A 14,174-nucleotide genomic window follows, 5' to 3' on the forward strand; every position below is an offset into this window, starting at 1 on the left:
TTCTGGTGACGTGGGCAAGACCGACTACTACGACGACCCGACGGCACCGGCCGCCAACAGCCTCGTCGTCGCCGTCGCCGTGGTCGTACTCGACGACCAGGGCCGGATCCTGCTCATCCAGCGCACCGACAACGGCCTGTGGGCGCTGCCCGGTGGCGGGCAGGAGCTCGGCGAGTCGGTCAGCCAGGCCGGTGTCCGCGAGACCCGCGAGGAGACCGGACTCGAGGTCGAGGTCACCGGTATCGTCGGCGTCTACTCCGATCCTCGCCACGTCATCGCCTACGACGACGGCGAGGTCCGCCAGGAGTACTCGCTGTGCCTCCGAGCCCGAGCAACTGGCGGCGAACTCGCGACCAGCGACGAGAGTCGACGCGTGTGCTGGATCGAGCCTGCCGACATCGACCAGCTCGACATGCACCCGACTATGCGCCGGCGCGTCCAACACGGCCTCGCACAACAGGCACCTCACGTCGACTGAGGGACTCCCGCCGCGTCCATCCGAGCGCGCGTGCGCGCCACCGCAGCCCGCAAGACCGGCTCCGCGATTTCGAGGAACTGAGCAACGACGTGGCCCGCGCCGTAGCGAGTCCTTATCTCCGTCCACCGCTCATCAGGACTCAGTCGTTCCCCCTGAGGACCGGTGACCGCGTCGCAGTACCAGAGAGCATCACGCGTGGGGCTCGCCTCATCCTCGAAGGCGTCCAGGCCAGCAACGTCGCGGAGGCCAGCCTCCGTTATTGCGCTTGAGTGATGGGCGACCAAGCTGGCGACACGCTCACCGTACTGATGTGCAGCGAGGAAACGCGCGCCGTCGAGTGGGTGGAAACCCACGCGGGCCACGATTGGCGAGTACCCGATATCGTGCAAGACCGCCGACTGAGTCAGAGCGTCGCGGCTGATATCGCCGATGTCGGCAATCCGGAGCGCTTCCCTCGCTACCGACTGTACATGTCGCCACCGATCGGGCAGATGCTCCCCGAGCGTCAGTTCGGCGAGTGCACGCGCATCGGCGAAAGAGGGCACGGCTAGAACTGTAGCGCTCGACGACAGTCCGCAACAGCCGAATCTCGCCCATCCTTCACGAGGCTGAGGTCGCCGCAGCATGCAGTGGTTACGTACGGCGCCGCCAGCTGGCTAGCGAGCATACTGGTCCCAAAACCCGGGATAGAACAGGGAGAGTGGGCTCTCCGCTGGGCCATCCTCGTCCAGAGCGAGTCGACATTGCCGCGCGATCTCGGCGCGATAACTATCAATCTGCGGCACCAACGTGAAAATGCTTGTCATGTCGATTGTCACCGTTCGGAATTGACCAACATCGAACGGCAAACGATCCGAGGATCGAATTACCTGGACGGCCGGCTTCCTGCAGGCATGACGAAGTGCTAACTCGTAGTAGACATTGGGGTTGCTATACGAGAGGTCAGCGATGACTAAGGGTGCCTTGACAATGTGCTCGATAACTTGCCCGGTAATCATGCCTGGTTTGCTAATTTGGTCGGCTCGCACCAACCTCAGCCCGAGAGACGTGAGTGCTGGCTCGAGCAGCGAACCCAAGACGAGGTTGGCGTGTTCTCGTTGCTCGGAGCCTTCGGCCCCAATGGGCGACACCAAGAAACACACATCAGACATGTCGATTGGTGAGTCAGGCCAGCTCCGCGAGACCGCCGGGCCATGAATGGGCGCAGACTTGAACGCCTGTCCGGGGTCCTCATCGGCTACCAGATCACCAGTCTCGGAATCTCGGACATCCTCCCCAGCTTCGTCTACGACGTGTTCAATTGTTAGCATTCGCTCGGCACCCGCATAGGTGCGGACTAGCCCAAGGTCTCGGCAGTTGGCAAGGAATGTCTCTACGCATTCGCCAGCCACCTCCCTTGCCGTACCTTGCTCGACCGCGTGATCTTGCAGTACCGCAGGGCTAGGGACTCGATTGTCCTTGAATTGCTCGTAGAGCGAATTGAATGGGTCGATCCGTGTGATAGCGAGAAGTAGCTGTGCAGCGAGGGCGGTCCGCGCTGGGGTGTCGTCGCTGGACGCCGCGCGACCCTCGTCGGTTAGCTCGATCCACTCTGCGGTATAGCTCCCCCGAGTAATGCCGTACTGATTCGAGTTGGTGACTAGCTGCCGGCTCGCACCGCTATCAGCAGAGCGGCCCATCCTCTCAAAGAGAGTAAGGCGCCGAACTCTTTGGCCAGCTGCGTGCTTTTGAATAGCCTCGGCTAATGCCAGTGCTTCGAAGAAGGACGACGCAGGGAACGAGCGCGGAACGCGAGCGCGGCGAGACTTCGATCGTGTTGCGGGTGCAGTCGGCGTCGCTTCAGGCGTTGGGCTGGTTTCAATCGCTCCGCCGTCCCCGCTAGAACTCGCCGGAGTCTCGGCAGGCAATTCATGATCTTCGGCCACGACAGCAGTCTATACGTGATCTTGCTCGCCCCGCGCGGCAGGGGATTAGTCGTTCGCGCGCCGGGGAGAACCCCGCGTTGTGAGGACTTTCTGTACGTCTTCAAGCCGGCCCTCACGGGCCGGGATCGGGCGGCGCCGCAGCCGGCTCGCCTCCTGCCTCCGGCCCGGCGGCCGGCGCGGGCACGCCCGGCCACAGCCGTCGAGCAGCGCTAGACGTGTCAAGCCTTCACCCCACCGCAGGACAGGTGGAGCCGCGCGGCCCAAGAACGGGCACGAGGGAACGCCCTACCTCCTGGTGGCGAGCCTCTACGGCCGAGGTGAGAGCGAGCGCGGTTGAGGCCGGGACGGCCCCAACCCCCAGGCCCGCCGACGCCCCTCTGAGTCTTCCGAGCGCAGTGGACTGATCGCGCTGCTTGGCAGTCTAGACGATCAGTAACGTCAAAGGTACGAGGCGGCGATAACCTGGAAGGGCAAGACCAGCCCAGTGAGCGGAGACCTTGATGAGTGTGCCTTCGGCAACGTGCGTGACGGACCGGATGACGTCCTCGCCTAGCGCGACGTGTATGGCGCGAGCGGATGATCTACTGCCTTCGGTGACGATGTCCACGCCGAAGAGGCATCGTTCACTCACTTCAGTGAGCCGACGTTAGCCAGCGCGCACGATTTCCAAGCTATCAGGCTTTCAATGGGTGGTACTCCATCGTAGTATGCGGGATGTTCAAGCCATGGAAATCGTACTCGCCGGAGATCGCGCGGAAGCCAAGACGTTGATAGAAGCCGCTTGCCTGCACCTGTGCTTGCAGCCATAGTCTATGACAACCATCGTCTCGCACAGACTGGATAACGTGCTTAGTCAATTCTGCGCCAACTCCGCACCCACGGTTCTTGCCACGCACCGCCATACGTTCGATCTTCCTGGAGCCGGGTCTGTCCCGACGAAGTCGTGCCGTCGCCACCACGACGTCGTCGACGAGTGCAATAAAGTGATCCGCATTCCGGTCCTCGGGGTCCGGTTCCCAGCCAGGCGGACAGTGCTGCTCTATTATAAAGACGTCAACCCGGATACGAATAGCCTCTACAAACTCAGGAATAGTGGTTACTCGGCGGCACGAGATTCCCGATGCCGGCTGCTTGTTTGCCACGGTTCCTCCGGACGACGTCGTTGCGCGCGCGACAGCCTCACGCTCCCTGCGGCGCTGTGTAAGCCTGGCTGGTGCGGACCCCCAAAGGCCAACGACCCTGGAGGGCCCTCCGACGAGCGTAGACTGACATGCCGGCGTGATTCTAGCCTGACTCCATGATGTACGCCAACGAAATCCCAGAGAAACTGCCGCCCGGAAAGGCACCGTCCTGCTAGACAGGAGAGCAAATGACCATCATCAGCCTGTCAAGTGACTTTGGCGTGCAATCACAGGGGGTTGGGATCATGGAGGCGACCGCCTACTCAATCGCCCCCGAGGTGCGGCTAATCCATCTTATGCATGGCCTCCCGGAGTTCGACATAACGGCCGCTGCGCGTACTCTGGAAACCGCGCGATATCTGCCCGTGGGATGCCACGTTTGCATCTGCGATCCAGGCGTCGGCACAGACCGACGAGGGATCATTTGCCAGGTCAACCGAGGCGACTACCTGATTGGCCCTGATAACGGTGTTCTGGTTCCTGCCTCACGCATACTCGGCGGAACCGTAAGGGTTCATCAGATCACGAACCCTAGCTATATGCGCCTCCCCGTATCGCCCATATTTCACGGGCGAGATGTCTTCGTGCCCGCAGCCGCGCATCTTGCCAACGGAGTACCTATTGAGGACTTCGGAGAAGAGTTGCAGGCGACATCGCTTGCACCTGCTCCATACGACGAGGCGCTCGTCGATGGCGACCGACTGATGGCTACTGTAATACAAATCAATAGATTTGGATCAGTCCACCTCAATATTCTGCACGAGGCATGGGATAAGATGGGCGCAATCGAAGGAACCACCGCTCGAGTACGGCTCCCAGACGACAACGAACTCGAGGTGCGGGTCAGCCGAACGTTCGGCGACGTTGCACCCCACGAAAATGTGATCCTTAAAGATGACTATGGGCGAGTGGAGATAGCCAAGAATCTCGGGTCGTTTGTCGAAGAGCATCCGCTTCGTCGGGGCGACAACCTTCAAGTATCTCTAGCTGCTAGTGAAGCTTCCGGAGAAGTGAGATCATGAGCGAGCACGCCGTGTTCTTATCGTACAGTTCGGCCGACAGAGATGCCGTGGGCATTTTGGCCCGGCGATTGATCGATAACGGCATCGAGCCGTGGTGGGACAGACGGAACCTTATACCAGGCGAGCCGTGGCAAGAGTCGATCGAGCGAGCATTAAGTCGGTGCTCTGTTGTGGTGGCATTCCTCGGCGCCGATGGCGTCGGCCCGTGGGCGAATGAGGAAATTCGCTACTCCCTCGACCGTCGGGCAAGGAATGAGGATGTTCGGGTGGTCCCGGTTCTGCTGCCGGGAGCTCCTGACCCAGCCGACGTACCGCGGATGCCAGGTTTCCTAACTAGGCTGACTTGGGTTGACTTCCGTTCCAGTCTAGATAGCTACGAATCGCTGCAGCAGTTGATAGTTGGAATTCGTGGTGCGGGCCCTGACCCTCTCCCCTCGTCACTGACAACTCGGTACCTAACCAAAGTATCCGACTTCGCCGGCGTATCCTCGGAAATTATCGACGTTCGGTTTGGCATTCCAGCCTGGAACGACTTTCCCAATCCACCGAGCGATAAGCCGCTAGCTCGCAGGCCAGAGCTGGCTCGCAAGATCATAGCCAGTCTTGATAGCGACAAGCTGCACGTCCTTGTTGGTCCATCTGCTTCAGGTAAGACCACCCTCATCAAGGAAATCGCGTCAGTACTGGTAGATCACTCCAATACACAAAGCTATTACCTCGACGTGGGTCAGCTTCGCCGCACTGACAACGCCGGCATTGCGGAGCTGAACTCCGAGTTCACTAGCGTGTTGAGTGTGTCCGAAAGCTTCTATCTCTTAATAGATAATGTTCACTTCGCATTCAATGAAGTTAGTGCCGTCGTCCGACAATTGCGACGGACGTCGCCCTCAGTGAAGATACTGCTGAGCCTCGTGCGGGATATTCCGAAGTACTATGCGATGTTGGACGAGAGCCCAGTGGCGTGGGCGCTGCAGCAACCGTCGCTCCGGACGATTGTGTCTAGCTCTGATGTTGCCGATCGAATTATCACGTCGTTCAGCGATACGCATCAGATCGATCGGGGCAAGTTGCCGACTACTTCCTATCTGGTTGACCTGTGCAACCACAATCTCCACCACCTCAACTTCTGCCTGTTGGGCATGCTGGAAGATGTACATGCGAGCGATAAAGACACTTCGAGCTCCGTCCAGGCCACACTCGACTCGAAGGCTGGGATTCGAAAGTATGTCCTTGGCAGGCTGGAGAATGTACGGCAAAAGTATGGTGCGGCTGGCTTACTCGCCTTGTCCGCGATCGCCACGTGGTCGCTGTACGATGTTCATATCGAACGCTCTTTTCTGACGGGCGGGTCCGATCAGGGTAGAGTTGGCCTCGCGATAGCCGAGGATACGATCGCCAACCTTGTGCGCGACGGAGAAATCGAGGAGCAGTGGGGCCTCGTCGGGTTACCGCATCGAGCGGTCGGGATCGCTTACTCCGATACCCTTCAGCAAGTGCACGGAGTTCAGGCACTCGTGCGAGATGAGATTTTGTCGCGCTGTGCAGTCAGGGGACGAGTTGTAGAGAACATGGTACGACTCTACTTGCAGTTTCGTCCACATTCCATTGATGTGATCTCGCGACATATCTGTAATCGCACCGATGTGGCGTCGACAATCAGCACGAGCCCGGAAACCATCGACGCCATCTTCGACCTCATGATGGAACAAGACGACCTTGTTCGGCTGACAGAGATCTTCATCAACTTCGAGTGGCAGAACTTCCGGCTTTCCACTGAGCTGATGAACCGAATGCTAGTCTCGTCGGAGCGTCTCATCTCGATGTTCAACAGCCAAGACAGTATAGTCCCAATTGTTCATCTGCTCGCTCCGATGTGGTTTGTCTCGGGTGACTCTGTCAAACGTGGGAAGACCTTGGTCCATGCGAATAGTCAGGATACCCAACAGAGCTCGGCGGGTCCGATCATTGAGTGCCCGTACATCACACCTTTCGATCAGTTCGACAGATACCAGCAGGACGTTGTCCGTCGATTAGGAGCGGGCGGAATCGACGAACAAACCATAACGGCAGTCAGTTCGCCTGCAAGTGAGCAAAACCTGCTTGCGAACAGCTCCATCTGCATCAAAGCGTTCTCGTACTCACGACCGGTAATGTGCGGTAAGTTGACAGTTGCGGACAATCGCCCAGGCGCGAGCCTCCTGAAGAAGATCGACGAGCGCTTACTACTTCGACTCCTCGAGGTGGAGGAGTCGCTGAAGAACGTCGCGTATGCATTCAGTGTAATCTCATACTACGACAATGCGCTCGGGCGGCGGATCGTCGAGGGCATGAGAATCGAACACTTGTTGGACGTCTTCAATAAGTGTGGCGACTCGGAGATCACGACACTAGCGGCGCTCCTTATCGGGCGGATGTCGCGGTCGCGTTACACACAGGTGGTGGCGAACCTAGATCGAGCGATAGCAGAGCGAGTCGCCAGTTCCGGTTGGCTGGTTGCTGAAAACTGATATGCATCCTTGTGCGCCGACGCGCCGAGTATGTGAGATGCAATCTTCAGAATGGCTGCGATTCAGCTCCGGGATTCTCGGTGATCGAATTAACGCACTGACTCTGCTGTTGATGTAGGGAACTCTGACGACGCCCCGACACCACCCAGCAAGTTGTGCGAGTTCGTTCGTCCTGTGACAGTGCTCTCCTGCTGCATCCCACCATATCCGCCAACTAATGGCGCAAGTCCTCGATGACTGCGAGATAGCCATCGATCACGGCCTCAATTAGTCGCTCGCCAGCCTCAACGGTCGCCTTACGTTGATCTGACCCTATTACGCCCGACTCCGTCATAAACTGTCGGAGAAGGGTCCGGCCGACTTGGTATTTCACGGGAGGAAACTCGGCGGTTAAGAGCTCTTGCCGAACATATGACTGGTCGATGGCAAGTAACATTGCAACGTCCGCAGCGTCGGCATGTCCGCCAGCCTCATCGAATTCCTCCTGCATTATCTTCTGAACTAGTGAGAACTCCCAGAAGTCCTTTATGGCGAAGCGCATCTCTGGCAGAGAATCGGCCAGTTCTGACATTGCCGCAGCCACTGGGAAGTGATTGTCCCAGTGGGTACCCAGCATCAAGAACCTACGAAATCCAGCTCTGTGGAGAGAGGTCACATAGTCTACCGTCGCGGCAAAGAGCGTTGACGGTCTGAGTGCGATCGTTCCTGGGAACGATGTGAATACTAGAGAATCTCCAACCGGGAGCACCGGACCATAGAGAATGTTGGCCGCTTCAGCGACACGTGGAGCGATATACTGAGCCAGAATCATGTCTGTGCCGACCGGACAGGAAGGCCCGTGTTGTTCCACCGCCCCGATGGGTACTAGGACGGCGTCACTTTCTTGGATGCACTCTGCGACCTCGTTTGTGGTTAGATCGGTGATTGCCCATGAAATTGGCACCCGTCTCTCCCCCTTGTTGACGGACCTGCGCGGCGGCCGGCACCACGCGGCCGCATCGCACTCTGCCAGAAGCCCGATCGATTGCAAGGATTCGGAGGTCCCGTCGGCAAAATTGGCGCGGCGTGTACGTAGTGTTCGGGGCTTCGGTACGACGGATGATCTTCTCGGACGGCGCAGCCGTCACCGAACGTGCACGGCCAGTTACTCTGAGAGTTGGTCGAGCCGCCGCACGCTTGTGGAGGTGAGCAGCCGTAGGCGTCGCTGAGCGACGGCTCAGTCTTGATCGGGGGTAGTCCGTGTATCGGTGCGGGGGGGACGGAGGGTAGTGCTGTGCAGGATCGCAATGGGTCCTAGGGTTGGCTTCGCCGCGAGGCTCGCTCTTTCCCTGGCCCCAGGCGCGATGCAAAGTATTGTTGGCGGGTTATGCAGCAGTATCAAGGCGTCGATGTGCGGCTCGAAACGGACCGCGTGAAATGGCGCCCGTAATTCGAATTTGGTGGGCGACGCCAGGCGGGCCCTCACTACGTCGCTCGACGCGCCGGGGCTAGTTGCACAGAAGATAGCCGGCACGCACACCGTCCGCGGTACTTGACTGGCCGGTACGATGCGTCGGTGGCGACAGATGTCGACGGTCTCGAGTTCCCTGCAATGTTCGCTTCAGCGGAGCGCGCCTCAGCCGACGGGCAGAGACTCTACATGAGCCTGGTTGGAATTCGGCTCGGTGCGCTCATCGCCGCGGCTTTGGGGGGCGCCGTCAGTTGGCATATTGACACGATTGATGTGTTGAGCTGGCTGGCGCTCGTATCATTTGTCGTGGCCCTCACTGCCGAGGTCCTTATTCTCGCGCTTGTGCCTGAGAAGAAGTGGTACGAAGGCCGGGCCATCGCAGAGTCTGTGAAAACCCTCACGTGGCGCTACGCTTCGGGCGGCGATCCCTTTGATCCGACTATGGGGCAGGACGAAGCTGAGAGCGAATTTCGGTCGCAACTGCGAGCGGTCGGGCAAGACATGGAGTACGTTCCCGTTCCGACCGATGGTGCGGGTCAGGACATTCCTCCATCGCTGCGTACGCTTCGCTCCGAGTCCTATGAAGGCCGAAAGAATCGTTATCTAACCTGTCGACTCATAGATCAGCAGAACTGGTACACGGGCAAAGCACAGTCTAACGAGCGTCGCCGGATCGCTTTTCTGGTGCTGACAATATGTCTAGAATTCATAGGTTTGGTCGCTGCGGCTTTACGCGTCTCTGGTGCAATTGACTTTGATCTGTTGGGGATTATTGCGGCGATCGTAGGAGGGGCCGCATCGTGGGCACAGACCAGGCAGTACGGCCAGCTCTCACGTGCCTATTCCATCACCGCGCACGAGTTGCGATCCGTGAGGTCTGAGGCCGAACGAGTCTCTGAGTTTGACTGGCCTCGGTTCATAGACGAAGCCGAGGAAAGTATTTCGCGGGAGCATACGCTCTGGCGCGCCTCTCGAGGCGTGCTGGCAAGGCCTCACCGCTAACGCCGTGCGCCTTTCGGATGGCATAGACGACAGTGGAGGTATTTGGCGACCGCAGCATCAGCGTTGCTTGGGGTCGACGTCGAATTGCCTATTTTCCTTGCGGTGGTTGCGTGACTTGTCCGACGTTGCGCGAACTCGCTCCTCCTAACGCCCGCTTGCCTACCGCCGTACCAAGGTGCGCTTCGGAGTAGTTTGAGGCTGGAGGCTGGCGCTACTCCCTCGGCCGGTGAGCATCCACGTCGCGCCGTCGGCGTCAAGGGCGCCTCCGCGTCGCTCCGCGATGGGCTTCGCCCACCCTGGACCCCGCCATCGCGACGAGAGAGGCGGCCTATGCGGGAAGCAGTGGGGACCTGTAGGCAAGGCAGGCGCCGGGCTGAAGTCGTGGCACTTTGCACGGCTCGACCGCAGGGCGGCTAGAGCCCAACAGGCCATGCACGGCGAAGCTTTCCAACCCGTCTACCTGTCTGCCGCGTCGCTCCGAGTTCCGTGCTTTGTCCATCCGGGCAGCTCGATACAGCGGCATTCGCGGACGCGGCCAGCTGGTCGCTCGAGGGCGCGGCTCCGCGGCGACGTGCCACCCGCCGAGCTCGAAGCCGCCAATTGCCGATCAACACCTGCCCCAAAACAGAGTGTGTAATTCGAATTCGTAACACCTCGGACGGAACGGGCACGTTGGGTGATTCAGAGCGCCCTTGCCGCGGACGGCAGTGGTTCCCAGCTGACGAGGTAGGTGTGGCGGCCGATAGTTTTGTCAAAGATCGAGTCAAGGTCAGACTGTTGGGCGTGACGCAGGTGGCGATCCAGGAACATCACGGGAACTCGCCGCTCAGCCCGGTGCGCTGCCTCCTGGCGCTGGCCAGTACGAAGACGCAGATCAGGCCCTCCCAGCGGTCCTTGGCGGCGGTCGGCCCCATGGCCGGTCAGGCTTCACACCGAAGAGGTCACTGGTTCGATCCCAGTATCGCCCACTCAGCAAAGCCCCTGGTCACAGGCTCACCAGAGCCGTCGGCCAGGGGTTTTTTCGTGCCTGAGCGGTACCGCACGCCCCTTCGGTCGCCCTAGACTTACCGTTCGTGTCAGCTTACCGAGATGCCGGGCTGGGGTTGCTGGGCGACCCGATGCGCCGCGCGATCTTCGAGACGCTGGCGCGTCGGCCCTGCTCGGTCGGCGAGCTGGCCGAGCAACTCCCGATCAGCCGCCCGGCGGTTTCCCAGCACCTGAAGGCGCTCAAGGACGGCGGCCTGGTCGTCGCCCACGCTGAAGGCACCCGGCGCATCTACCGGCTCGACCCGCAGGGTGTCGCCGCGCTGCGGAGCTGGCTCGACGGCGTCTGGGAGCACGCGCTCGCCGACTTCCACAAGTTCGCCGAGCAAGCCGTCGCCGACGAGACCGACGGCCACGGCACCGACCACCGCGATCACTCCTCGAAGGAGCAGCCATGACCACGCCGATCCCGGCGATCGAGGGCAAGACCACCGTGAACATCAGCCGTGACCGCGCCTTCGCGCTGTTCACCGGCTCCTTCGGGGCGTGGTGGCCCCGGCAGTACCACATCGGTCAGGCCGAGGTCGCCGACGTGATCCTCGAACCCGCCGAGGGCGGCCGGTGGTTCGAGCGCGGCGTGGACGGCAGCGAGTGCGACTGGGGCCGGGTCCTGGCCTGGGAGCCCCCGGAGCGGGTGGTGTTCACCTGGCAGATCGGTGGCGACTGGCAGTTCGACCCCGACCCGTCGCACGCCAGCGAGATCGAGGTGCGGTTCCACGCCGACGGGCCCGAGCAGACCACCGTGGAGGTCGAGCACCGCCACTTCGAGCGCCTCGTCGGGGGCGAAGGCGTCCACGGTGCCATCGAGCACGGCGGCGGCGGCTGGGTCGCGCTGCTCGCTGCCTACTCCCGGATGGTCGCCGCCGAGACCGGAGAGGGCCCGTCGTGACCGACCAGGACCCGAGGCGTCTGGCCCGCGACGACCGCACCGAGCTGGCCGAGTTCCTGGGTGGGCTTCCGCCCGAGCGGTGGGACGCACCCACGCTGTGTACGCAGTGGAGCGTCCGTGACGTCGTCGCCCACATCATCAGTTATGACGACCTCGGGCCGGTCGGGCTGGTCGGGCGCTTCGCGGCGGGCCGGTTCGATCCCGACCGGGCCAACCAGGTCGGCGTCGACCAGTACCGGTCGCTCACTCCGGACGAGCTGCTCGCCGAGTTGGAGGGCCACCTCCGGCCGGCCGGGCTGACCGCGCGGTTCGGGGGACGGATCGGGCTGGTCGACGGCCTGATCCACCATCAGGACATCCGCCGGGCCCTCGGGGCGCCCCGCGAGGTGCCTCGGGCTCGACTCGCCGCGGCCCTGCCCTTCGCGACGATCGCGCCACCGATCCGGGCGTCCTCGAGGATCAAGGGTCTCCGTCTCGTCGCCACCGACGTGGACTGGTCCACCGGGAAGGGGCCTGCGGTCGAAGGCCCGGCTGAGCCGCTGTTGATGGCGATCGCCGGCCGCGCCGACGCCGTCGACGAACTCACCGGGCCGGGGCAGCCCACCCTCGCGGCGCGCATGCCCGCCGGGTAACTCGTCCGCCCCGTTGGCCATCAGCGGTGCGAGCGTCAGAGAGGAAGGGCCGGGTGCGCGGCTCGGGTGAGTTCGCTGAGCAGCGCGCGCACGCGGACGTCTATGTCGTCGCGGATGGGGCGGACGTCGTCGACGCCCTTGCCCGCCGGGTCGGCGAGCTGCCAGTCGAGGTAGCGCTTGCCGGCGAAGACGGGGCAGGCGTCGCCGCACCCCATGGTGATGACGACGTCGGCGGTGTCGACGTCCTCGGTCGTGAGCTTGGTCGGGACCTCGTCGGAGAGGTCGATCCCGAGCTCGTCCATCACCTGCCGGACCGCGGGGTTGATCGTGTCGGCGGGCGCGGAGCCGGCGGAGCGGACGCGGACGGAGCCGGCGGAGTGGTGGTCGAGCAGGGCGGCGGCCATCTGCGAGCGGCCGGCGTTGTGCACGCAGACGAACAGCACCTCAGGTAGCTCAGGCACGGCGGGCCTCCTGGTCGAGCGCGGGATCGGTGGCGGGGACGAGCCGGCGGCGGAGCCAGAGGGACACGTAGACCAGGGCGACCAGCACCGGGACCTCGATGAGCGGGCCGACGACGCCGGCGAGGGCTTGGCCGCTGGTGGCGCCCCAGGTCGCGATGGCGACGGCGATGGCGAGCTCGAAGTTGTTGCCGGCGGCGGTGAACGCGAGCGTGGTGGTGCGCTCGTAGCCCAGTCCGACGGCACGGCCGAGGGCGTAGGAGCCAGCCCACATCAGCGCGAAGTAGATCAGCAGCGGCACGGCGATCCGGACGACGTCGAGGGGCCGGTTGGTGATGGCGTCGCCCTGGAGGGCGAAGAGGATGACGATGGTGAACAGCAGTCCGTAGAGCGCGAACGGTCCGATGCGGGGCAGGAAGCGGGTCTCGTACCAGTCGCGGCCGCGGGCGCGTTCCCCGAAGCGGCGGGTGAGGTAGCCGGCGAGCAGCGGGATGCCGAGGAAGATCAGTACCGAGCGGACGATGGCCCAGGCCGACACGTCGAGCCCGGCCGTCGGCAGCCCGAGCCAGCCGGGCAGGACCGCGAGGTAGAACCAGCCCAGGGCACCGAACGCGATCACCTGGAACACGCTGTTGAGGGCGACGAGCACGGCGGCGGCTTCGCGGTCGCCGCAGGCGAGGTCGTTCCAGATGATGACCATCGCGATGCAGCGGGCGAGCCCGACGACGATCAGACCGGTGCGGTACTCGGGCAGGTCCGGCAGCAGCAGCCAGGCCAGGGCGAACATCAGCGCCGGCCCGATGACCCAGTTCAGCACCAGCGACGACACCAGCAGCCGCTTGTCGCCGGTGACGGTGTCGAGGCGGTCGTAACGGACCTTCGCCAGCACCGGGTACATCATGATCAGCAGCCCGAGGGCGATCGGGAGCGAGACCCCGTCGATGGCGACCGCGCCCAGGGCCTCGCCGAGCCCGGGGATCAGCCGGCCGGCCAGCAGGCCGACGATCATCGCGGCGAGAATCCAAATCGGCAGGAACCGGTCGAGGGTGGAGAGCTTCGCGACGACGCCAGCCTCGCCCGGGTCGTTCGAGGTCAGGTTCTCCGTGCTCACGCCTCGACCACCGGCAGGGCCTCGCGTCCGGCGGGCACGAGTACCGCAGAGACCGTGGCGAGCAGCTCGGGACGTACCCGGTAGTAGACCCAGGTCCCGCGCCGCTCGCCGGTGATCAACCCGGCCTCGCGCAGCACCTTGAGGTGGTGGCTGATCGTGGGGCCGGACAGGTCGAACACGTCGGTCAGGTCGCAGACGCACGCCTCGCCGCCGACGTGGGAGGCGATCAGCGAGAGCAGCCGCAGCCGCACCGGGTCGCCCATCGCCTTGAACACCCGCGACAGCTCGATCGACTGCTGCGCCGTGAGGGGCTCACGGACCAGCGGCTCGCAGCACCCCACGACCTCGGCGAGCTGGGCCAGCACCCGCTCCTCGTCACCCTGCTTCGACATGCATCTACCTTGACATGCGTCGAACCAGAGTGCAACCTCTGGTTCGACCGACATCGAAGCAGGCGTCGGAGGAGTTCGAGGAG

At 62.6% G+C, this 14,174-nt stretch carries 14 protein-coding genes; 7 read left to right on the top strand and 7 right to left on the bottom strand.

Features of this window, described 5'->3' with window-relative positions:
• The first annotated feature begins 10 nt into the window (after positions 1 to 10).
• Positions 11 to 478 (top strand): NUDIX hydrolase, encoded by a 468-nt coding sequence (locus tag ACQPX6_RS12160; RefSeq protein ID WP_433787565.1) that lies wholly within the window; start codon positions 11 to 13, stop codon positions 476 to 478.
• Here ACQPX6_RS12160 and ACQPX6_RS12165 read toward each other — a convergent pair.
• The 3 genes from ACQPX6_RS12165 to ACQPX6_RS12175 form a co-directional block, all read right to left on the bottom strand.
• Positions 466 to 1,023 (bottom strand): HD domain-containing protein, encoded by a 558-nt coding sequence (locus ACQPX6_RS12165; protein ID WP_433787567.1) that lies wholly within the window; start codon positions 1,021 to 1,023, stop codon positions 466 to 468. The two genes, ACQPX6_RS12160 and ACQPX6_RS12165, sit on opposite strands and share 13 nt — an antisense overlap.
• Before the next feature lie 111 nt (positions 1,024 to 1,134).
• Positions 1,135 to 2,403 carry a hypothetical protein gene (locus ACQPX6_RS12170; protein WP_433787568.1) on the bottom strand — a complete coding sequence of 423 codons (1,269 nt, stop codon included), beginning with the start codon at positions 2,401 to 2,403 and terminating at the stop codon, positions 1,135 to 1,137.
• A gap of 674 nt (positions 2,404 to 3,077) precedes the next feature.
• A complete protein-coding gene (locus ACQPX6_RS12175) occupies positions 3,078 to 3,545 on the bottom strand; it encodes a GNAT family N-acetyltransferase (RefSeq protein ID WP_433787569.1) in 468 nt (155 codons plus the stop codon).
• A gap of 227 nt (positions 3,546 to 3,772) precedes the next feature.
• Here ACQPX6_RS12175 and ACQPX6_RS12180 point away from each other — a divergent pair, with 227 nt between their 5' ends.
• Positions 3,773 to 4,606, top strand: coding sequence for an SAM hydrolase/SAM-dependent halogenase family protein (locus tag ACQPX6_RS12180; RefSeq protein WP_433787571.1), 834 nt, complete (start codon positions 3,773 to 3,775; stop codon positions 4,604 to 4,606).
• Positions 4,603 to 7,113 (top strand): TIR domain-containing protein, encoded by a 2,511-nt coding sequence (locus ACQPX6_RS12185; RefSeq protein ID WP_433787573.1) that lies wholly within the window; start codon positions 4,603 to 4,605, stop codon positions 7,111 to 7,113. The genes ACQPX6_RS12180 and ACQPX6_RS12185 overlap by 4 nt, the downstream gene beginning before the upstream one ends.
• Before the next feature lie 214 nt (positions 7,114 to 7,327).
• Here ACQPX6_RS12185 and ACQPX6_RS12190 read toward each other — a convergent pair whose 3' ends face one another.
• Positions 7,328 to 8,056 (bottom strand): creatininase family protein, encoded by a 729-nt coding sequence (locus ACQPX6_RS12190; RefSeq protein WP_433787574.1) that lies wholly within the window; start codon positions 8,054 to 8,056, stop codon positions 7,328 to 7,330.
• A 612-nt stretch (positions 8,057 to 8,668) separates the two neighbouring features.
• Between ACQPX6_RS12190 and ACQPX6_RS12195 the strand changes: the two genes are divergently transcribed.
• The 4 genes from ACQPX6_RS12195 (at position 8,669) to ACQPX6_RS12210 (ending at position 12,130) form a co-directional block, all read left to right on the top strand.
• Positions 8,669 to 9,565: a DUF4231 domain-containing protein gene (locus ACQPX6_RS12195; protein WP_433787575.1), complete on the top strand. Its 897-nt coding sequence runs from the start codon at positions 8,669 to 8,671 to the stop codon at positions 9,563 to 9,565.
• Positions 9,566 to 10,638: 1,073 nt separating this feature from the next.
• Positions 10,639 to 11,007 carry an ArsR/SmtB family transcription factor gene (locus tag ACQPX6_RS12200; RefSeq protein WP_433787576.1) on the top strand — a complete coding sequence of 123 codons (369 nt, stop codon included), beginning with the start codon at positions 10,639 to 10,641 and terminating at the stop codon, positions 11,005 to 11,007.
• Positions 11,004 to 11,498, top strand: a complete 495-nt coding sequence (locus ACQPX6_RS12205; RefSeq protein ID WP_433787577.1) for an SRPBCC family protein — start codon at positions 11,004 to 11,006, stop codon at positions 11,496 to 11,498. Before ACQPX6_RS12200 ends, ACQPX6_RS12205 begins: the two co-directional genes overlap by 4 nt.
• Entirely contained in the window at positions 11,495 to 12,130 is a 636-nt protein-coding gene (locus tag ACQPX6_RS12210) for a maleylpyruvate isomerase family mycothiol-dependent enzyme (protein WP_433787578.1), read from the top strand. Before ACQPX6_RS12205 ends, ACQPX6_RS12210 begins: the two co-directional genes overlap by 4 nt.
• A 35-nt stretch (positions 12,131 to 12,165) precedes the next feature.
• Here the strand turns inward: ACQPX6_RS12210 and ACQPX6_RS12215 are convergent, their stop codons facing one another.
• From ACQPX6_RS12215 to ACQPX6_RS12225, 3 genes are read right to left on the bottom strand one after another with little or no spacing between them, the layout of a single operon-like run.
• Positions 12,166 to 12,591 (bottom strand): arsenate reductase ArsC, encoded by a 426-nt coding sequence (locus ACQPX6_RS12215; RefSeq protein ID WP_433787579.1) that lies wholly within the window; start codon positions 12,589 to 12,591, stop codon positions 12,166 to 12,168.
• Complete coding sequence (gene arsB / locus ACQPX6_RS12220; protein ID WP_433787581.1) at positions 12,584 to 13,699, bottom strand: ACR3 family arsenite efflux transporter; 1,116 nt, start codon at positions 13,697 to 13,699, stop codon at positions 12,584 to 12,586. Before arsB ends, ACQPX6_RS12215 begins: the two co-directional genes overlap by 8 nt.
• The gene (locus tag ACQPX6_RS12225; protein WP_433787582.1) at positions 13,696 to 14,091 is read right to left on the bottom strand and encodes an ArsR/SmtB family transcription factor; all 396 of its coding nucleotides are present in this window, start codon (positions 14,089 to 14,091) and stop codon (positions 13,696 to 13,698) included. The genes arsB and ACQPX6_RS12225 overlap by 4 nt, the downstream gene beginning before the upstream one ends.
• Positions 14,092 to 14,174: the final 83 nt, after the last annotated feature.

Source organism: Actinomycetospora sp. CA-101289 (genome assembly GCF_050955895.1).
GTDB lineage: Bacteria > Actinomycetota > Actinomycetes > Mycobacteriales > Pseudonocardiaceae > Actinomycetospora.